Here is a 19336-nt window from a genome sequence, read left to right on the forward strand (position 1 = left end):
TTCCTGAGAAGTTCGGTGCGCCTGGGATCAGTGACTCAGCAGGCCCGGCGCGCGTGCCGGCTTGGTCCGCGGGAACCAGCGCTCCAGTAGCGATGCGAGCGCGGGCAGCGCGGTCATCGCCATCAGCAAATTGACGATGAACATGAACGCGAGCAGCTTGCCCATGTCCGCCTGGAATTTGAGCGCGGAAAAGCTCCATGTCGCTACGCCGATTGCGAGCGTGATGGCAGTAAAGATGGTCGCTACACCGACTTCGAGCATCGCATGCTCCACGGCCTTCACGATGTTCTGCCCAGTCGCGAGATGCAGTTGCAGCCGATTGTAGATGTAGAAGGCATAGTCGACGCCGATGCCTACGGCGAGCACCATGACCGGAAGCGTCGCTACCGTGAGTCCGATGTGCAGCGCCTTCATGAACCAGTAACCCACGAAGGTCGCCACGGTAAGCGGCGCACAGCACGCCACCATCGCGCGCCAGTCGCGGTACGCGAGGAATACGAGGATCAGGATTGCCGCATACACATTGAGCATCATCGGCAGTTCGCTCTTCGCCACTTCCTCGTTTGTTGCGGCAAGCACGCCCGCATTGCCGGCAGCGAGACGTATCGTGACTCCGGGCATCTCATGCGTAGCGCGATACCGCTTCACATCGCCGAGAATGCGATTGATCGTGGTCGCCTTGTGATCGGCGAGAAACAGGTGAACGGCCGTCATGCTGCAGTCGCTGTTCATGAAGCCCTTCACGCGTCCGATCTCGGCCGCCAGCGCGCCGTAATTGCTCGCATCGACCGGCACCACGTTCATCTTCGGATAGCCTTCGTTGTAGCCCTCGCTATACGTGCGCAGCATCGCCGGAAACGACTGTACTGAAACCACGCCAGGTTCGGTTTGCATGGCGCTCGCGAAATCGTCCTCATAGAAGCCGACCGCGGGGTTATCGCATGACGCGCTGTTCGACTCGAACACCACCGTGAGCCAGTCCAGCCCCACGTCGTAGTTGCCTGCAATAGAAAGCGCGTCGCGATTGAAGCGCGCGTCCGCCCGCAATTCCGGCGCGCCGGGCTCGAGCGTGCCGATGACGCGCTCGCGGCTCTGCCACACGGCAACCACGAAGATGACGAGCGTCAGTGCCAGGACGAGAGGCGCATAGCGCGGCTCGGCAACCCGCGCGAGCCCCCGCAACCACGCCGAGCGGCGCTCTCGGCGCGCAAGCGCGCGGTCGGCGTAGGTCTTTGTGAAACTGAAGCAGGAAGCCACGACCGGCAGCATGATGAGATTCGTGATGATCTTGTAGCCCACCCCGAGCGATGCTGTGATGGCCAGTTCGCGCACCATCGGAATCGGGATCAGCAAAAGCGTGACGAACGAAACGAATGCAGTGACGAGCGCGAGCGTGCCCGGCACCAGCAGCCCGCTGAAGCTGTGACGGGCAGCGTCGAGCGAGCTGCGTCCGAGCGAGAGTTCGCGCACGATGTAATTGACTTGCTGAACGCCGTGAGAAACCCCGATGGCGAAGACGAGAAACGGCACGAGCACCGCAAGCGGATCAAGCCCGAACCCAAGCAGTCCGAGCGTGCCGAATTGCCAGACCAAAGATGTCAACGAGCACGCAATCGGCAAGATCGTGAAGCGAATCGAGTGGCTGTACCAGTAGACGGCGAGCGCGGTGAGAACGAGCGCGATAGCGCAAAAGCCGAGAACCGAGGTAGCGGCATCCGCAATGTCGCCAATCTGTTTAGCGAAACCGATGATCTGAATTTCGTAGCCCTGATCTTCGAATGGCTTGCGGATCTGGCTCTCGAGCAGATGGTTGAACGCCAGATAGTCGAGCACCTTGCCGGATCTGTCCCGCTCGGTGAGTTCGGCCGTGATCATCGCGCTATCTTCATCGTGCGACACGAGCGTGCCGATATAGCCGCCCTGCGTCGTGGACCGGCGAATCTTCTCGATGATCGCCGGCGTCAACTGGTCCGGCGTGATCGTTCCGCCAATGATCGGGTCGGCGTGAAAGCCGTCTTCCGTGATCTCGTTGACGTAGGTATTCGGCGTCCAGAGCGATTGCACGCCCAGCCGATCCACATTCGGCAGATACGTCACGGCCTGCGTGACCTTGTACAGGCGTGCGAGCCCCTCCGGAGTCCAGATGGACCCTTTGCGGGCTCGCACCACCACGGTGATGCGGTTCGCGCCGAACAGATCGCTGCGGTACTTCTGAAACGTCTTAATGTACTCGTGGCCGATCGGCATCTGCTTCTCGAAGCCCGCGTCCATGTGCAATTGCGCGGCGAACATGGCCATGACCGCGGTGAATGCGCCAATCGAGATCAGCACAACGGAGCGGTAGCCAAAGAGGAGTGTCTCAAGACGACAGATCAGGCGATTCAGCACGAAAATTCCCTTCAGATTTGCGGACGGCGTTCGATGGTTGACATCCGATGCCTGCTCGAGACATCAAAAGTTCCGGGTTGCAAACATGCCGACAAAGTTGCGGTCGGCGAACGGCTGGCCAACGCTCTGGTGCCCGCCAAAAAAAGCCGTGAAGTTGATCCCGGCTTGCCATACAGCCGGGTTCTGGTTGAACAGCACGTAGACGTTCACGGACTTCGCACCCTGCAGATAGTTGGCGGAGAACGTTGGCGTGTAGCCGTAGAGCGCATCGGAGAACGTCACACCGGGCGTCACCTGCCAACCCGGGATGAGGCTGCCGTCGTATGTCCAGTTGAAGTCGATGGTCGCGCCGACCGAGCTGGATGTGCCCTGCGCCATGACGATGGGGTAGCCAAGACTCGATCCATAGTTCAGCCACGGCAGATAGCCTGCGGCAGGAACCTGCGTCACAGTCTGTCCGCCCACCGTGCGCGTCACGCCGCTCGAACTGACGCCCGGGTAGTAGATCCACGTCAGCTCGGCGGTCAGCACAGCCATGTCCGCACCGATCAGTTTGAGGAACGGGTACTCGCTGCGCGTGAGGCTAAGAATGCCGTTGATGTCATACTGAATCTTCTTCTCGTCCGCCCATTGCTGGCAGTCGACACCGGTTACGCCATTGGTGTTCGAGTCGAGCGGACCACCGGCGCCGAAGCAGCTTGAAAGTGCAACGGCATCCTGTGGCCGATACGAGAGTTCGGTGCCGATTGCCCATTCTCCGAGTCCGAAGTTCGCGCTGACACCGAAAAGCTGCCGGTTCTGGAGCCAGGAGAACTGTGCGCTGCCATTGGGCAGTGCCGATATGACCGGCGACTTGTCGGTGTAGTTTTCATAGTAAAAAGCGAAGTTCGCATCGACGGTTCGTGGGCGGTAGTTGAACTTCACGCCGAACTGCGGCCGGTATTTGGCGGGCAGCGCGGAGGACACGGGAATACCGATCGTATTGAACGGCGGCCCGGCAAAGTCCCCGTTCACGAGCCCGCCATTGATCCCCGCAATCGTGGAGGCGTTGCCGCTATTGGGTCCCGCGATGGTTCCCGCACTGAAGCCTGCAACGTTGAAATTGTTCGTGTTCAGCGTGAGCGGTTCCGCGCCGCGGCCAAAACTGTTGGTTATCGACCAGTAGCTTCCGACCGGCGGGTAGCGATTTCCATTCCACTGAAACTGATAGTAATCCTCAGTACTGAATCCATGAGAAAGATCAGCGGCAAAGCTCAACATCGGCGCCGGCAACAGCGCCTGCTTGAGCTGCGAGCCGGGAATCAGCAACTTCTGGATATCCAGCGAGTTGGTCGCGTTGATGCCGCCCGCCGCGAACGCGCTCTCGCCCCAGTTGATCACCTGGTTGCCAAGCCGCAGGTGTGCCGGCCGGTCGTTGATCGTGAAGTCCTTCTCCGCCCACAGATCGAGCAGTTGGGTGTCGTACACCACCTGGGCCGCCGCCGCGCTCGTGAGCGGCGTTCTCGCGGTATTCCCGGCGAGAAAATCGTACATGCCCGTACCGCGTATCATGAACTTCAAGCCCTCGCTCGGCATCGTCAAGAGCAGTTCGCTGGTCGCGCTGATATACGTGCTGTAGAGCTGGCCTTTGCGGTAATTCAGGTCGCCATTGTCGCCGAAGCCCCATTGATTCGTGTTTGCCGCCGCCCCGCAGCCCTCGGCATTGGGATCGCCGGTCAACGAACAGCTGGGATTTTTCAGGCGTATGCCGGCCCCTGCCGTGAGGTTGGTCACCCACGACCCCTGCAAGTCGCCCACGCCCGTGTTGAACTCATAGCCGTATGCGTTCGGATTCGCCGCACCCAATACGACAAGCGAAGCGCAAACCGACTTCCCGATCCCCTGTGCCTTCATGGCTATCCTCTATGTGATTGTCCTGGCGCGGGGCGCGGGCGCACCCAAGCCCGCGCCTCTTGCGCCAGGCCCGGATCAACGCTCGCTGATCGAGCGCAGTGTCTCCGCACTGTAGTAATCCGACTTGAAGCGGCTGTCGGTCGACTGCGCGTACCAGTGAATATCCTTTCCCGCACCAATCGGCGACTGGTCGAACACGTAACGGCCATCGTTCAGGTCGTACTGCACGAAGGTCTCGAGATCGCATGCGCCGCCCAGCTCCCAGACCGGAATCGGATAACCTTCGCGCACTTTCCAGAGCTTGCCCTGCGCGTCGTAGTCCTCTCCAACGAGCGCGAGCCAGCTGTCTTCGTCGAGGTAGAAGACCTTCTTCGACGCGACGTGACGTGCCGTCGGCTTGAGCGTCGCCTCGACCACCCACACACGATGCATCTCGTAGCGCCGGCTGGCCTCGCTCAGACCATCGGGCTTCGCGACATCGGCAAGTTTCGCGTTGAAGTTGTACATGCCGAAGTCGTTGTACGGCACGATCATTTCACGCTGTCCGGCAAGCTTCCAGTCGAAACGGTCGATGAAGCCATTGAACATGTTCGCTTCGTCCACCGCATACTGGTTCTCGTAGCCGATCTGCGGCGCGTCGTGCGTGTACGCCGGCATGCGCCGAACGCGACGTTGACCCGGGAAGTAGTAGAACGTTTCCGAGTCCTTATCGAAGTACTGGCGCTGCATTCCCCCTTGACCGGCCATGGCGGCCGGCGAGTTGTAGCCAAAGTAGCCGGCGACGCTCAACTGGTCGACGTCGTTCGGCGTGCTCCTGCCAAGCTTGCCCGACGGGAAATAGAACGTCTGGGGACCCATCGTCATAATCCAGTCATCGCTGCCCGGTCGCGGCGACACCGCGGTGGTGGTCGTTGGCCACTCGATACCGACACCGCGATAGCGATACTCGTAGTTCAGGATGGCTTCGGCGCCGTTATGCGGTTCTGGAAAGGCCACGCCCGGGAACACGGCCGTCTGAAGCATCGAGCCGCCCGGATCAAGCTTTGCGGCGGTGAGGTTGTCGCGCGAATTCTGTTCGGCAACCTCGGGAAGTTGACACTCGCGATGAGCCGGATAAACGTCCATCCGGTAGCCCTTGCGCTGCTTGATCAACTGAATCTGCCCGGGCGACAGGTGGTCCGCATACTTGTCGACGTTGGAAGCATCAATCGAGTAAAGGGGTTTCTCGTCGCGGTGCTTCCAGAACTCGCCGCGGTATTTGCCATATGCCCAGCCCTGCTCGGGCGTCGAGCGCCCTGAAAATGCCGGGACGAGTCCGTCCTTGCCAGCGGCGGGATTCGCGCCCTCCGGTGTCAGGTTGTCCGCATACGCTGCCAGGCAGGCAACCGAGACAGTGGCTGCCACGATACATGCGGCCCCCAAGCTCCGCTTCTTCATCATCCCTCTCCCTTCATTCAGTATGAGCAGACGCGCCGTGCCGGCACGTCCGGTGTATCGATGGGCGGTCGAGCCGTCCAGCAGCGCTCGATGCGCTCAAGCCGGGCCGACTTTAACGGATGGGGTGTTGTGCGCCAAGCCCGAATCGGCAACTCGTGCTGTTGGGGAAAACACGGGTGTGCCGATTTGCAACCAGACTTCCAGCGCCATTTTTTCCGTGGTACGGTCCATCGCCCGGGTGCTCACAGGATGGACGCACGCCCGCGCTTGCTCCCGATCCTGCCCCCCGAATTTCGGAAACTCTCTTCAGGAGGCCGGTGTAACCGGCGCTCCCGGCATCGAACCTCGCTATGGCTACTCACTATTCGGTCCGGCATTACGCCGACGCCGGCGAACACGCGCAACACCTCGCCAACATCAAGCAGCAGTACTTTCAGATCGAGAAGGGACAGTTCGGCAGCACGCTGGAACAGTTCGACCTGGACGGGTTGCATTTCTTCAGCGAGCGCGTGAACCGGCGTGTCGTGCAATGCGGTCATATTTCGGCGGGAATGATCGGCATCGGCTGGTTTTCGTATGCGTCGGTCGCGCCCACTTCGCGCGGCCGCGAAATTACCAATCGCACCATCAGCTCCGCGCGCAGCGGCAGCGATTGGGTCGTGCACCTTCCGTCGGATGCCACGATGTTCGGCATTACGCTGGCCGAGTCGGAATTCGAGGGCATTGCCGAGCATCTCAGGCGTGCGACGAAGCGGCGCGACGCGGCCCCCCATATGCCGATGCCGTTCGGCGAGGCGTCGCCAGACGCTGTGCGCAGGCTCAACGAGAGCGTCGGCCAATTAAGGGCTCACGCTGACCGGCTAGGCTGCCCCGCCACACGCTACGCACTCCGAAAGGCGCTGCTCGACGAAGTGTGCCAGGCAATGGAGGCGCTCGAACCCGCGCCTCGTGAAGACCTGACCCGGCTCACCTACAGCGAAATCATCCGGCGCAGCCAGGACTATGTCATGCGTCACGCAGGCAGTCCCGTGACGGTTCTCGAACTTTGCACCGAACTGCGAGTGAGCCGCCGCACGCTGCAGACGTGCTTTCGCGAGATCACCGGCGAGTCGCCTGCCGATTATCTACGTGCGGTGCGGCTGTGCGGAGTACGGAGGATGCTGCGCGAAACGCCTGCCGCGCGGATGAATATTGCGAGCATCGCCACGCGCTGGGGTTTCGTCCATCTCGGCAAGTTCGCCAGCAACTATCACCGCCTGTTCGGCGAGTTGCCCTCGCAAACTCCGCGCGTCTGCGCTCGCGCCTGAAGGCGCTCCTTTCGCACCAAAGGCCGCGCTGCCCACGCGCGGTTTTCCCTTCGCACCAGGGCAAGCCCTTATCCACGGTCTGCCGATTCGAGCCATCGAGTCCGCTCGCGCCGCATTACAGTCCACTCCGAATCGAGCTTCGATCGAGGAGTGAACATGACTATCAGAAAGCGCGCCGCCGCCGCCGCGGCGGTTCTGGCATTCGCTTGCGCCGCAACGGCCGCTGAAAAGCCGGAAGAATTAACCATTCAGAAGATGCCTGCCTGGCATCCTCATGAAATCTTTATCGTCGATCCGTCCGGTGATGCCGCCACCGATGGCCGGATCTACGTCTACGACGCCGACGCGCGCAAGGAGCTTGGCCAGATCGACGCTGGCTTCCTGCCCGGCTTCGCCATTTCGCCCGACCACAAGACGAGTGTCGTCGCCACGACTTACTTCTCGCGCGGCTCGCACGGCACGCGCACGGACGTCATGGAGTTCACCGACAACAGCACGCTCGATCATGCCGGTGAAGCGATCATCCCGTCGAAGCACGCCCAGTCGGTGCCATCGGCGTGGAATACCACCTTCAGTTCCGACGGCAAGCACATCTACGTGTCCAATCTCACGCCGGCCGCTTCGGTGAGCGTAGTCGACGCGCATTCGCGCAAGCTGGCGGGCGAGATCGATATGGCCGCCTGCGTGCTGGCCTTGCCCAGCGGGCCGAACAAGTTCACGGCGCTATGCGAGAGCGGCAAAGCGCTCACCATCACACTCGACGCGGCGGGCAAGGAGAGCCGCCGGGTCATGTCCGAACCGTTCATCGACGTCGAACGCGATCCCGCGTTCGCGAACGCCTCGCCGTGGCAAGGCGGGTATGTCTTCACGACCTTCCATGGCATGGTTCGCACTGCGAATTTTCGTGGCGACAAAGCCGTGTTCGGAGCGGCATGGCCACTCGTCACCGACGCCGAGCGTGCCTCTGGCTGGCGGCCTGGCGGTCTCCAGCCAACCGCCGTCCATGATCGGATGCATCGTCTCTATGTCGCCATGCATCAAGGGGCGGATGGCTCGCACAAGGAGCCCGCAAGCGAAATCTGGGTGTTCGACCTGAACAGCCACAAGCGCGTCGCGCGCTGGAGTCTTGCGGATCAGAAGATCCCGCCCCTTGTTGTGTCGGTTCAGGTCAGTCAGGACGATCGTCCGCTGCTCTACGGCCTCACCTTGACCGGCGATCTGGTGGTGCTGGACGCTCAGACCGGCAAGCTGCGCTCCATCACGCAGCACGTAGCGCGCACGCCGACGCTGCTCGTGAACCCCTGAGGCCGCCATGCAGATCGATCCCGTTCTTGCCGGCGCCGCCCAGGCGGTCGCGGCCATCGTCGTCCTGCTCGGCGCGCTGGCCAAATGGCGACGCCCCACCGCGTTCCGCGATGCAATCGCAGCGTGGCGGATCGTGCCTGAGGTGCTCGCCTGGCCGGGCGCCATCGCAATCGTCGCAGTGGAAACACTCGGCCCGCTCGCGCTCCTCAGCAAAGAAACACGCTTCGGCGGCGCAACGCTGCTCATCGCGCTGTTCGCCCTGTTCGCGGCGGGACTCGCCGTGAACATCCTGCGTGGCCACACTGACATCGACTGCGGCTGCTCCGGCCTCGCTTCGCTCGTGCCGAGCGGGCCGGACGCCACTTCTCACGCCCCGCGCGGCATTGGCTGGTGGCACGTCGCACGGCTCGGACTCCTTGCCGCGCTCACGGGCACAGCATACCTGGAGAGCACGACCCGGCCCATCGTCTGGTTCGACTATCTCACCCTTTCTTTCGCTGTCCTGTCGATCGTCTGTGCCCTGCTCGTGCTGGATGCACTGATCGCCAACGGCCCGAAGCTCGAACACCTGAGGAATTCATGATGCAAACCGCTCTCGCAATCTCCACCGCCATGCTGTGGGCAGCCGTGCTCGCACTGGGCGCAATCAGCCTCGCGCTCGTTCGCCAGGTCGGCATCCTGTACGAGCGCATGATGCCGGCCGGCGCGCTCATGATCGATAAGGGCCCCGCGGTCGGCGCGCTCGCACCGGTCTTCGAACTGGCCGATATTCAGGGGCGCGCGGTCAAGATCGGCGGCCTCGACGCGGCCGGCAAGTCGACCCTGCTGTTCTTCCTCTCGCCAACGTGTCCGGTCTGCAAGAAGCTCCTCCCGCTCCTGCCGTCGATTCAGGCGAGGGAAGCCACGCCGGTCAACGTCGTGCTGGCAAGTGACGGAGATCTCGCCGAGCACACTCGCTTCGCCCAGAAGCAACAGCTTGCGCGCTTCCCGTATGTGCTCTCGCAGGAACTCGGTATGGCTTACCAGATCGGCAAGCTTCCCTACGCAGTTCTGCTCGACGAAAGCGGCAAGGTTCGCGCTAAGGGGCTCGTCAATACGCGCGAGCACCTCGAAAGCCTGTTCGAAGCGAAAGAACGCGGCGTCGCATCCCTGCAGCAGTACGTGCACGGCGAACAGCACGCGTGACTTGCCGCCCTCTCATCCAATTTGACCGGAGATTTCCTGTATGGCGTGGTTTGATTCTTGGTTCGAGTATTCCGCGCGCGGCGTGGCGCAGCGCAGCTCGCGGCGCAGCGCGATGGCGCGGCTAGGCAAGGTGCTGGTCAGCTCGGCGCTCGTCCCGTTACTGCCCATCGATCGAACGGCTTACGCAGCGGACAAGCCCGCCGCCGCGAGCGGTACGGGGGCAACCGCCCTCGCGCCAGGTGTCGACGACCCGACAAGCTGCGACTACTGGAAATACTGCGCCATCGACGGCTGGCTCTGCAGTTGCTGCGGCGGCACCTCGAGCAGTTGTCCACCTGGCACCACGGCGTCCCCGATCACCTGGATCGGCACCTGCCGCAATCCGCACGACGGCTCCAACTACATCGTTTCGTACAACGACTGCTGCGGAAAAACGTCGTGCGGCCAGTGCTTCTGCAACCGCAACGAACGCGAAAAGCCGCTCTACAAGCTTTCTCTGAACAACGACATCAACTGGTGCATGGCGAACAGCAATTCGAACTATCACTGCTCGGTTTCCGTTTTGCTTGGAGCGGCCAAACAATGACATTCAGTGCCATCAAGTCCCTCGGCGCCTTCGCACTCTTCGCGCTCGGGACGGTAACCGGCGTGGCCCGTGCCGAAATGCTCCATTTCCCGGCAGGCAAGGCCACCTTCGATGCCCGCTGTGCAGTGTGCCATCAGGCGGGCGGCAAGGGGCAGGACGGTCTGGCGCCGCCGCTCACCTCGTATCCAGGCCGCTATGCAGCCTCGGCACAAAGCCGGCACCAGCTTCCGGATACCGTCCTGCACGGCATGTATGGGGAGATCCGCGTCGCGGACAAAACCTATAACTTCAAAATGCCGAATTTCGACAGCATGAGCGACGACGAGCTGGCCCAGGTGCTGAACTACGTCGTCTTCGATCTGAACGGCAGCCACGGCCCGGCCAAACCGTTCACGGCAGCGGAAATCAAGGACGCACGGGCGAAGCCGATGGACGCGAGCGCCGTCTACTCGCAACGCGCGTCCGTCACGAAAGCGCTGGGCCTGCGATGAAGTTCGTCCTCAGGTCGATAACCTGTTGCCTCGCGGCGCTCTCGCTCTGGGGCAGCGCCGCGACGGCCGGCCAGGCAGGCGCGGCCAACGACGCGAATGGCTCGTGGCCGCTCGCGAAACAGCTCTGGATCCAGAATTGCATGGGCTGCCACACCGCCACGGGCGGCGGGATTGCGGGAAAAGTTCCGCCGCTGGCGCACTCGCTCGGCTACTTCGAACAGGTACCCGGCGGGCGCGAGTATGTCATGCGCGTGCCGGGCGCTTCCAACTCCGCGCTTTCAGACCAGCAATTGGCCGACGTGCTGAACTGGCTGCTCACGACCATGAATCGCGAGGCGCTGCCGCCGCGCTTCAAGCCCTATACGGCGGCAGAGGTCGCGGCACATCGCCGGCCGGCGTATGCGGACGTCGCCCCTCGCCGGGCAGCGCTCGTTCGTGAATTGCAGCGGCGCGGCATTCGCAATGTCGCCGCCGCTTACTGAGCCATCTGCCAGCCCCCGCGCACCACCCGAGTACATCGGAAGCGCCGTCCAATCACGTCCCGCGCTCGAGCACGACGCCATTCAGCCCGCCGCCCCGCGCCCGACCGCGAGACGCAACGCATCCAGATCGAGCACATCGATCGCGCGGTAACGCGTTTCCACCAGCCGCTCCGCCCGAAACTTCCTCAGGGCCGCTGCAACCGCCTCGCGCGTCACGCCTAACGCATCGGCAATATCCGATTGCCGCACATGGAGCGACAGCGCGCCCGCGCCCCGCTCCACCTCGGCAACGAGAAATTGCGCAACGCGTTGAGGCACCGAGAGGCGAAGTGCGCTATCGAGCCTGTCCGCCGCATTAACCAGCCTTTCGGCGAGTTCGGCAAGCAGCCGGTCGCGCAATTCGGGCTTGCGGTTCAGCAGGTCTCTGAACTGGCGATCGGAGAGCCGCAGCAGACGAACGGCGCCCACCGCTACCGCGTCATGCGTGCGCGGACGCCCCGTCAACAATGGCAGCTCGCCAAACGATTCCCCCGGGCCGAAAACGGCCGCATTCACCTTCCGTCCGTCGCGATCGAGGCGGCTAAAGCGCACCTGACCTTCGATGATGACCTGAAGCGAACGGTCATGATCGCCCTGCCGATGGATCGTCTGCCCCGGGCGATAGCGCACTTCTTTTCCCTCGACGCACAACTGCGCTCGCGTTGCCTCGTCGAGCATCGCGAATAGCAGATGAGCGTCGATATTGTCCTGGGCGGTCATCGGCAACCCCTAGATTGTGAATTACTTCATATTCTACGCGGCACCCGGCTGATAAAAATCGCGTGTGGCAAGCGTGGCATTGCTGCTCACGAGGGTAAAAAGGCGGTGCCGATCATTTCACGAGCCGGGCAGATACAGAATGAACGACGGAGACAACACCAGGACAGAGCTCGATGACGCCCCGCCGGGGGCGTTTCGCCTCGAAGTAGCGAACGGCGCAGGATCTTGCTGGTTGCGCCCTGGCGAAACCGTGCTCAAAGCCGCCGTGCGCCAGGGCATCCGTATTCCGCACCTTTGCATGACAGGCGAATGCGGTTCGTGCCGCTGCCGCCTCGTGCGTGGGACGGTGCGGCTCAAGCGCGATATTTCCAGCCATGTCGACGCGGCGGCATTGCACAAAGGCGACTTGCTGGCATGTCAAAGCGAAGCGCAAAGCGACATTCTGCTTGCCGTACCGGGCCTTTCGCGTGGCGAGGATTCAGGTGCGCCGATCACCACGGACTGCCGGATCAAATCGGTTACCCCGCTGAATCACGATATCCGGCTGCTGACTCTCGAACTCGACAAGACAATCACATACCGCGCGGGGCAATACGGACAGATTTGCATTCCTGAACATCCGTCGCTGGAGTCCGCGCCGCGTTGCTATTCGTTTAGCTCAGCCCCGCAGGATCATCCGCAAACCGAGGTGCAATTCCACGTGCGGCGCGTGCCGGGTGGTCAATTCACAGAATGGCTGTTTGCCGGCGACCGCGCCGGTCATCCGCTCACCATGACGGGCCCGCTCGGCGATTTCGGCTTTCGCGACGATGGCCGCGCGGTCGTGTGCGTGGCGGGTGGCAGCGGGCTCGCGCCGATCAAGGCCATGCTGGAGCAAATGAGCGGGCTCGAGCGCGCGCCCGACACGACGCTCTTCTTCGCCGTGCGCAGCCAGCGCGACCTGTATTGCATGGACGAACTGGAACGCCTGCAAAGTCACTGGCCTGCTCCCGGTCGCCTCCTCGTGCTGCCTGTCCTATCGAGCGAGGCTGCCGATTCGGGTTGGCAAGGACTGCGCGGATTCTGCACCGAGCACCTCGAACGCTTTTGCAGCCTCGCGGACACCAGCTTCTATCTGTGCGGGCCGCCCCCCATGGTCGACGCGACCCTGGAAAAACTTCAAGGCCATACGCCCGCGCATTGCATCCATTACGACCGCTTTTTCGACCGCAGCCATTTCTCCGAAGCCGCGGCCTGATCACGATTACCCGAGGAAATCACCATGACGAAGAAAAGCCTTGCCCTTAGCCTGCTGCTGTCCCTCGCCGTGCAGGCACATGCCGCCAGCGCGCCGATTCATCTCACCCTTGGCGGCGCCATCAAGAACTCGTCGCGCATGAACATCACGCCGGAACGTTCGCGCATAGACGTCCTCGTCGAAGGCGCGGGCGTCATCACTGCGCAGGGCAAGACGGTCCGCTTCTACGCGCTATGCAATGTGATCGACACACTGGACGGCACGAAGCAGGTCGAGGGCGCCGGCGACTGCGAACTCAAGTCGACGGCAGGAGGCGTCGCCTACCTCCATTATCGGGGCGACGCCGAACACGCCGATCGCGGACGGATCTCCATCGAAAGCGGCACGGGCGACTTTGCCGGCATCTCGGGCAGCGTCGCTGTCGAAGCCAGCGTCAACCCGACCAAAGTTGGCAAGCCGGTGTTCCTCATGGAAGACCAGCGCGACAGCGCCAGTCAGCCATAAGCCGGGAGAGAGAACATGAATGTCGCGATCATATTTGGCCTGATGTTCTTCCTGCTCGTGCTCGATCTGTCGACCGGACAATTCCGCAACCCGCAAGCGTCGAGCGGACGCGAACTCAGCATCAACGTGTTGAGCCAGATACTGGCCTTTTCCGTTCGGGCGCTGCTGCTCGTGGCGCTCGCCTGGCCAATCGCCCGGTTCCTGCCTCAGTGGAAAGGCGCGCTGGCTCACCGACCAGTGTGGCTGATGTTCATCGTCATCCTCGTGATCGACGACTACCTGAACTACTGGCTGCATCGCATGGCGCACCAGTGGCCGCTGCTGTGGCGCCTGCACAAGCCGCACCACACGCCAACCTACCTCAATGTCCTGATGGCCGGACGAGAAAATTCGCTCTACTACTTTCTCGTTCCAGCGTTGTGGATGGCGCCGGTATTGATCTACCTTGGCGCCGGCACCGCCTCCGCACTGGTATTCGGATTCAAGGGGGTCGTGACGATGCTTCAGCACACAGGGTATCGCTGGGACCTTTGGCTGCGCCGGTATCGTGCCGGGAGGGTGCTGCTCGATAACGTGGAAAAACTCGTGGTGCTGCAGGACTTTCATCACGCACATCACGGGCTTGGACGGTATGGCCATGCATCCTCGAATTACGGCAATATTCTCTGCATCTGGGATGTGCTGCATGGCACGACACACCCGAGGCAACCGCAGCGGCAAGACGCCTATGGCGTGCCCGCGGGCATGCCCGTGGAATCCGGAATGGTGCAACTGTTCTGGCCGCTTTTGCGTGACAGGCGTGCGAGCTTGAAGCAAGCGACGCCACTGACTCAGAGTTCCGAGGAAGAACTGGCCGCCGCCGATGCCGTGATCGTCACGGCCGCCGGCATCGCCATTGCGGTCACTCGCTAGACTTCAGCATCGCCGGCAGCGAAGGCAGATGAAACCCGCAAAACGGCTTGCTGCGCTCATGGGCGGCAAGCGGCTGACCACCCGGTGCGTTGACCGCACCGCCGTCGACGCGCAGACAGGTGCCGGTGACGTAGGCCGCCGCCGGGGAAAGGAGGTAGACGATAGCCGCCGAGACCTCGGACACGTCACCGTACCGCTGCAACGGAATGCCCGCCAAATGCTCATGAATCGCCGCTGCGCCGTCGGCGCTGTAGTTGTCGAAGCCGCTGGACGCGATCAGTCCGGGCGCCACCGCGTTGACCCGAACGCCGGAAGGCGCCCATTCGACGGCCGCCGTTTCGGTCAGATTCAGCATGCCGCTGCGTGCAGCCGCGGAGTGTGCGAAGCCGGGCAATCCATGATCCACGGCGGCGATCATGTTGACGATGACGCCGCCGTTTCGCTCCATCCAATGCGTGTAGACCTCCCGCATGAAGATGAAGCCGCCGGTCAGGTTGGTGCGGACGACCGCTTCGAAGCCCCTGGTGGTGAAATCCTTCATGGCGCCGTAGTACTGGCCGCCGGCGTTGTTGACGAGACCGTCGATGCGTCCGTGCATCGCGAGCACCGATTCGACAACGGACGCGACAGCCGAATCGTCGCGAATGTCGCAACCATGAACGGAGGCGTCGCCTCCTTCGGCTAGCAGTTCCTCGTGAACGGCACGCAACTTCTCGACATTGCGGCCCACCAGCGCGACGTGCGCGCCCAGATGGACGAGTTCGTGCGCAGTACAGCGGCCAATGCCGCTGCCGCCGCCGGTGACGATAACCGTCTGTCCAGCGAACAAGCCGGGCCTGAATACAGAGCGGAAAGTGGATCGCGTCACGCGACACCTCGCGATGCAAGCGTCAGCCGGCGATGTGCGCGCTCCGGATGCAGATAGCAGGCACTGAGCAGCGCCGCGACGATCAGCAAGCCCCCGCCGATGGCGAAGCCGAGTTGATAGCCGTGCGCGCCAATGCCGTGATGATGTTCCACCAGCCGGCCCACCACCACCGGCGAGATCGCTCCCGCACTGGTCGCGACGGCGAGGTAGATCCCCATCACCGAACTGCGCTGGACCATCGGCACCAGTTCCGCGAGAATCGCGGGCACAAAGGTAAAGCAGATGGTCGGGAGGCAGGTTGCGACGCCGAGCACCGCTACTTTGGCAAGCGGCGCCATGTCGATCATGGTCAAGCCGATGAGCAGCACGCCGCCCAGCAGAAACGCCGCGTTGATGACATTGACGCGCGCCTTCCTGCTGGAAGCACCGCGCGCCAGCATGCGGTCGGAGATCCAGCCCAAGGCAATGGTGTAAGGCGCCGTCAGCAACAGCACGCCCGAAAACAGCCGGCCGGAAGTCACGGCGTCGAAGCCCAATCCCATTTGCAGATACGCGGGCAGCCACGTGAGAATCAGCGCACCGGACCAATATGCCGCGAACCCGATCAGCAGCAGGATCAGCACGGACGGCATGGTCAGAATACGACGGTATGGCAGTCGTGACATTGCGGCATCGGGGGCCGTCTGATCGCCAACCCCAGCCGTTGCGCTGGGCGCCGCGCCGAGATTGCCTTCGCGCCCGAAGCACAGCCATAGGAGACACCAGAGCGCACCGACAATCGCAAGCAGTTCAAAGTTCGTGCGCCACCCCCAGTGCTTCGAGACGAGTGGAATCAGCAAGCCCGCGAGAACCAGCCCGACCGCCGCCCCCTGATTGAAGATCGCCATCGGAAGGCTTCGCTTCTCGTTCGGAAACCATTTGAAAAGCGCATGCATTGAAATGGCGATGGTCGGTCCCTCGGCAATGCCGAGCACCACGCGGCAAACCAGAAAGGTCATCACGCCATGCGCAAAAACCAGCGGTATTTGCAGCACCGACCAACTGAACGCAAGCACGAGAAGAATCCAGCGCGCGGGGTAGCGATCCGCCAGAAAACTCAGCGCCACGCCGGATAGCGAGAACAGCCAGAAGAAACTCCCGGCCAACACGCCGAAGTCCGCAGCGGACATCTTGAGTTCCGCCATCAAGGGTACGGCCACCATCCCGAGAACAATCTTGTCGAGAAAGTTGACCAGCGCGAGGCCGGTCAGCAGAAAGGCAATACTCCACGCCCGCCCGGGTCGATAAGCTGAATTGACCATTGTTGATTGCCTTGTGTGCAAGTAGGTGTCAGTCAAGCGGCGGAATGCTGAAGTTCGTCTTCGGATCGAAGTGATCGAAGCGTCCAAGAAACGCGCGCACGCGTTCGCGGCTGCCCTCAATATCCGTCGTCGGATCGGCCAGCAATGCATCCACGTCGTACTCGCCGTTGTAGAACTTCGCCCATGCAAGCCGGGGCAGCACGATGGCGTCCTCTGCCTGCTGGTAATGGCTTGCCGGATCGGCCACGAATTCCGCCACGCCATTGCGCACGTGCAGCCCGTAGGTCTTGTCGACATCCGTGAATCGCACGGCCAGCACGCAGTCGACGCCCTCTGCCTTGAGCGGGTCGATACGCACACGGAAATGGTTGACGAGCACCGCCGGGTTCGCGAGCATCAAACGCGCCACCGGCATGAACAGCACGCGTGGAATCTTCGTGCTGCCTTCGAGCGCGCGCGCCTGCGAAATCAGAAACGCACGGGCGATCGAGCCTGTCGCCGCCCGCGCCATCTTGCGCAGCGCCGCGGCCTTCGTGCTGCGCACGGCGGGATCGAGCGGATCGAGGCGATACAGATAGTTGGCGAGTTGCGCGGCCCACGCATATTCGCCCTTCTCCAGCGCATTTTCGGCGGCGCTCATGAGCCGGTCGCGGCCGCCGGCCAGTTCCGCAATTTTCTGGGCTTCGACCACAGTCGGCAAGGTGTTGATCGTGGCCGCGTCGCCGTCGAACCAACCCAGCGCGTGCTGGAAGATGGCTTGAGGAAATGCCGACAGCTCACCATAGACCTCCGCGTTCTGCGCAATGTCGCTCAACGCCTTCGGCAGCACGAGCACGTGCTTCAAATCCTGGAGGCCCAGCCCTTTGAGCGCGCCGCGCACGGTCTGATCGTAGATGAAGGCCAGTGCGTCCATGTACCCGGTCACCGTCTTGCGGGATGCGTCCGCCCCCATGATCGGGAAAGTATGCGTCGACAGCACGTAGTCGGGATTCAGGTCGCGGATCTCCCTCAAGCCGGCAATCCAGCTGCGCGGATCGCGGAACGCCGCGCCGCGCAGCGGATAGACGTTCGGAATCGCGTGCCAGAGCATATTGGTCAGGACAACTTTGCGCTCGGGAAGCCATACCGTGATGCAATCGTCCGCGTCGGAGCCATAGCGCGTCAGAAAGCGCATCCGGACACCATCGATCACCGCTTCCTCCTCGTGCTCGACGATACGGGTTGGCGGCAGCATCGCCCGCTCGGGCTTGAAGTCCATCAGTGGCGCGATGGCCGCATCTTGTCCTTCGGACGGCATGAAATTATTGAACTGCTGCATCGCGCGGACGTTCTGCAGAATGTCCAGTTCAGGAATGGGCAGATCGGGGGAGGCGAGATTCTTCGGCAGATTCGGGTGCGCGACGATCTCCACGTCCTTGTTGCCATCCGCGATCACACCCGCACCCCAGATGTAGTGCCAGTGGCTATAAATGATCGCAGTGACCGGCTTTGTGCTGATCTTGCGGATGTCGCGCAGGATCGTTTCGGCCTCCTTTACACTGAACCCGGTGTCGTAGACGATCAGCCCGCGCTCGCCTTCGATGACGTGGACATTCACGAGGCTATGCCCGATCACCGACCAGACGCCATCGGCGATCTTTCGCACCTCCGGCGTATGCGGCTCCGACGCGCGCAACCGCTCCAGCGCGACGCGATTGACGACTGCCCCGTTCGGCGCGGTGGCCAACTCCACGGGCGCACCCATGTAGCGAGCGATGGTCGGTGCGTGAATACCCGGCTTCACGTTTTCGTACGGCGTATTCGCGTCAGTATTCAGGGGTGCGTCGGTCATGTTCAGTTGAATTCCCGAGTGTTGGAAAGGTTCTGGCGCATTGATTCGCTCGCTATCGCTGATAAATCAGCGCATACCGCAATCGATATCGATCGTCATGGCGTTCAAGTAGGCGTTCTCGACGATATGCCTCACCAGTCCCGCGAACTCCTCCGGCCTGCCCATGCGCCGCGGAAAAAGCATCTTCTCCAGCAGCCCGTCCGAAACCTTTTGCGGCATGCCGGCCGACATGCCCGATTCGAAAAGGCCCGGTGCAATCGACACCACGCGGATAGCGTGATCGGCGAGGTCGCGTGCGATCGGCAGCGTCATGCCGATCACCCCCGCCTTGCTCGCGCTATACGCGGCCTGGCCCATCTGCCCCTGCCGCGCCGCGCCCGACGAAGTATTGATGATGACGCCGCGCTCGCCGCTCTCGTCGGGTTCGTTCGCTGTCATGGCAAGCGCCGCGTAGCGAATGACATTGAAAGTACCCGTGAGATTGACGCCGAGCACGCGGTTCCAGAGTTCGGACGGAAATAGCTGTCCCTTCGAGATCGTCTTGCTCGGGCCGAGAATGCCCGCGCAGTTGACCGCGACGTGCACCGCTGCGTGCATCTCGAGCACGCGCTCAACGCCCGCGCGGACACTGGCCTCGTCCGAGACGTCGACGGCAATGCCACTCATATCGGCGCCGAGTGCTTCGTCCAGTTTCGTCTGATCGAGATCGAAGCCCACCACCTTCGCGCCCGCCGCCGCGAGCCCCTTGCAGGTCGCGAGCCCAAGACCCGAGGCCGCCCCTGTAACGATTGCCACCTTGTTCTGCAAATTCATCTTGCTTGCCTTTTTCCGTTCCAGCTTGAATTTCGTT

18 protein-coding genes are annotated in these 19336 nt (G+C 62.4%); 10 read left to right on the forward strand and 8 right to left on the reverse strand.

The window, feature by feature from the left end:
- Window positions 1-27 precede the first annotated feature (27 nt).
- From HV773_RS02820 to HV773_RS02830, 3 genes are all read right to left on the reverse strand, one after another.
- Window positions 28-2388, reverse strand: a complete 2361-nt coding sequence (locus HV773_RS02820) for an efflux RND transporter permease subunit (protein ID WP_129563500.1) — start codon at window positions 2386-2388, stop codon at window positions 28-30.
- Window positions 2389-2451: 63 nt separating this feature from the next.
- Entirely contained in the window at window positions 2452-4281 is a 1830-nt protein-coding gene (locus tag HV773_RS02825; protein WP_175194192.1) for a DUF1302 domain-containing protein, read from the reverse strand.
- A 75-nt stretch (window positions 4282-4356) separates the two neighbouring features.
- Window positions 4357-5721 carry a DUF1329 domain-containing protein gene (locus HV773_RS02830; RefSeq protein WP_129563502.1) on the reverse strand — a complete coding sequence of 455 codons (1365 nt, stop codon included), beginning with the start codon at window positions 5719-5721 and terminating at the stop codon, window positions 4357-4359.
- A gap of 347 nt (window positions 5722-6068) precedes the next feature.
- On the opposite strand from HV773_RS02830, the gene HV773_RS02835 reads away from it, so the two are divergent.
- From HV773_RS02835 to HV773_RS02865, 7 genes are all read left to right on the forward strand, one after another.
- The gene (locus tag HV773_RS02835) at window positions 6069-7025 is read left to right on the forward strand and encodes a helix-turn-helix domain-containing protein (protein ID WP_129563503.1); all 957 of its coding nucleotides are present in this window, start codon (window positions 6069-6071) and stop codon (window positions 7023-7025) included.
- Window positions 7026-7181: 156 nt separating this feature from the next.
- Window positions 7182-8330, forward strand: a complete 1149-nt coding sequence (locus HV773_RS02840) for an amine dehydrogenase large subunit (protein ID WP_129563504.1) — start codon at window positions 7182-7184, stop codon at window positions 8328-8330.
- A 7-nt stretch (window positions 8331-8337) separates the two neighbouring features.
- Window positions 8338-8913, forward strand: a complete 576-nt coding sequence (locus HV773_RS02845) for a MauE/DoxX family redox-associated membrane protein (RefSeq protein ID WP_129563505.1) — start codon at window positions 8338-8340, stop codon at window positions 8911-8913.
- A complete protein-coding gene (gene mauD / locus HV773_RS02850) occupies window positions 8910-9515 on the forward strand; it encodes a methylamine dehydrogenase accessory protein MauD (protein WP_129563506.1) in 606 nt (201 codons plus the stop codon). Before HV773_RS02845 ends, mauD begins: the two co-directional genes overlap by 4 nt.
- Before the next feature lie 40 nt (window positions 9516-9555).
- Window positions 9556-10101 carry a methylamine dehydrogenase light chain gene (locus tag HV773_RS02855; RefSeq protein ID WP_129563507.1) on the forward strand — a complete coding sequence of 182 codons (546 nt, stop codon included), beginning with the start codon at window positions 9556-9558 and terminating at the stop codon, window positions 10099-10101.
- Entirely contained in the window at window positions 10098-10592 is a 495-nt protein-coding gene (locus tag HV773_RS02860) for a c-type cytochrome (protein ID WP_129563508.1), read from the forward strand. Before HV773_RS02855 ends, HV773_RS02860 begins: the two co-directional genes overlap by 4 nt.
- Window positions 10589-11074 (forward strand): c-type cytochrome, encoded by a 486-nt coding sequence (locus tag HV773_RS02865; RefSeq protein ID WP_129563509.1) that lies wholly within the window; start codon window positions 10589-10591, stop codon window positions 11072-11074. Before HV773_RS02860 ends, HV773_RS02865 begins: the two co-directional genes overlap by 4 nt.
- Window positions 11075-11155: 81 nt before the next feature.
- Here HV773_RS02865 and HV773_RS02870 read toward each other — a convergent pair whose 3' ends face one another.
- The gene (locus HV773_RS02870; RefSeq protein WP_129563510.1) at window positions 11156-11833 is read right to left on the reverse strand and encodes a Crp/Fnr family transcriptional regulator; all 678 of its coding nucleotides are present in this window, start codon (window positions 11831-11833) and stop codon (window positions 11156-11158) included.
- Window positions 11834-11972: 139 nt separating this feature from the next.
- On the opposite strand from HV773_RS02870, the gene HV773_RS02875 reads away from it, so the two are divergent.
- Genes HV773_RS02875 through HV773_RS02885 form a run of 3 tightly spaced genes read left to right on the forward strand, consistent with a single transcriptional unit; the run spans window position 11973 to window position 14486 of the window.
- A complete protein-coding gene (locus HV773_RS02875) occupies window positions 11973-13070 on the forward strand; it encodes a 2Fe-2S iron-sulfur cluster-binding protein (RefSeq protein WP_129563511.1) in 1098 nt (365 codons plus the stop codon).
- Window positions 13071-13094: 24 nt separating this feature from the next.
- Entirely contained in the window at window positions 13095-13574 is a 480-nt protein-coding gene (locus tag HV773_RS02880) for a hypothetical protein (RefSeq protein ID WP_129563512.1), read from the forward strand.
- A gap of 42 nt (window positions 13575-13616) precedes the next feature.
- Entirely contained in the window at window positions 13617-14486 is an 870-nt protein-coding gene (locus HV773_RS02885) for a sterol desaturase family protein (protein WP_175194194.1), read from the forward strand.
- On the opposite strand, the gene HV773_RS02890 is transcribed toward HV773_RS02885, so the two are convergent.
- From HV773_RS02890 to HV773_RS02905, 4 genes are all read right to left on the reverse strand, one after another.
- On the reverse strand, window positions 14476-15315 hold the full coding sequence (locus HV773_RS02890; protein WP_227875485.1) for an SDR family oxidoreductase: 840 nt from the start codon (window positions 15313-15315) through the stop codon (window positions 14476-14478). The two genes, HV773_RS02885 and HV773_RS02890, sit on opposite strands and share 11 nt — an antisense overlap.
- Window positions 15316-15350: 35 nt before the next feature.
- Window positions 15351-16655 (reverse strand): MFS transporter, encoded by a 1305-nt coding sequence (locus tag HV773_RS02895; RefSeq protein ID WP_129564409.1) that lies wholly within the window; start codon window positions 16653-16655, stop codon window positions 15351-15353.
- A 28-nt stretch (window positions 16656-16683) separates the two neighbouring features.
- Complete coding sequence (locus HV773_RS02900) at window positions 16684-18486, reverse strand: alkyl sulfatase dimerization domain-containing protein (protein ID WP_129563515.1); 1803 nt, start codon at window positions 18484-18486, stop codon at window positions 16684-16686.
- A 66-nt stretch (window positions 18487-18552) separates the two neighbouring features.
- Complete coding sequence (locus HV773_RS02905; RefSeq protein WP_129563516.1) at window positions 18553-19299, reverse strand: SDR family NAD(P)-dependent oxidoreductase; 747 nt, start codon at window positions 19297-19299, stop codon at window positions 18553-18555.
- Between the last annotated feature and the right edge of the window lie 37 nt (window positions 19300-19336).

The sequence above is a fragment of the Paraburkholderia caffeinitolerans genome (assembly GCF_902859945.1).
GTDB classification, from domain to species: domain Bacteria; phylum Pseudomonadota; class Gammaproteobacteria; order Burkholderiales; family Burkholderiaceae; genus Paraburkholderia; species Paraburkholderia caffeinitolerans.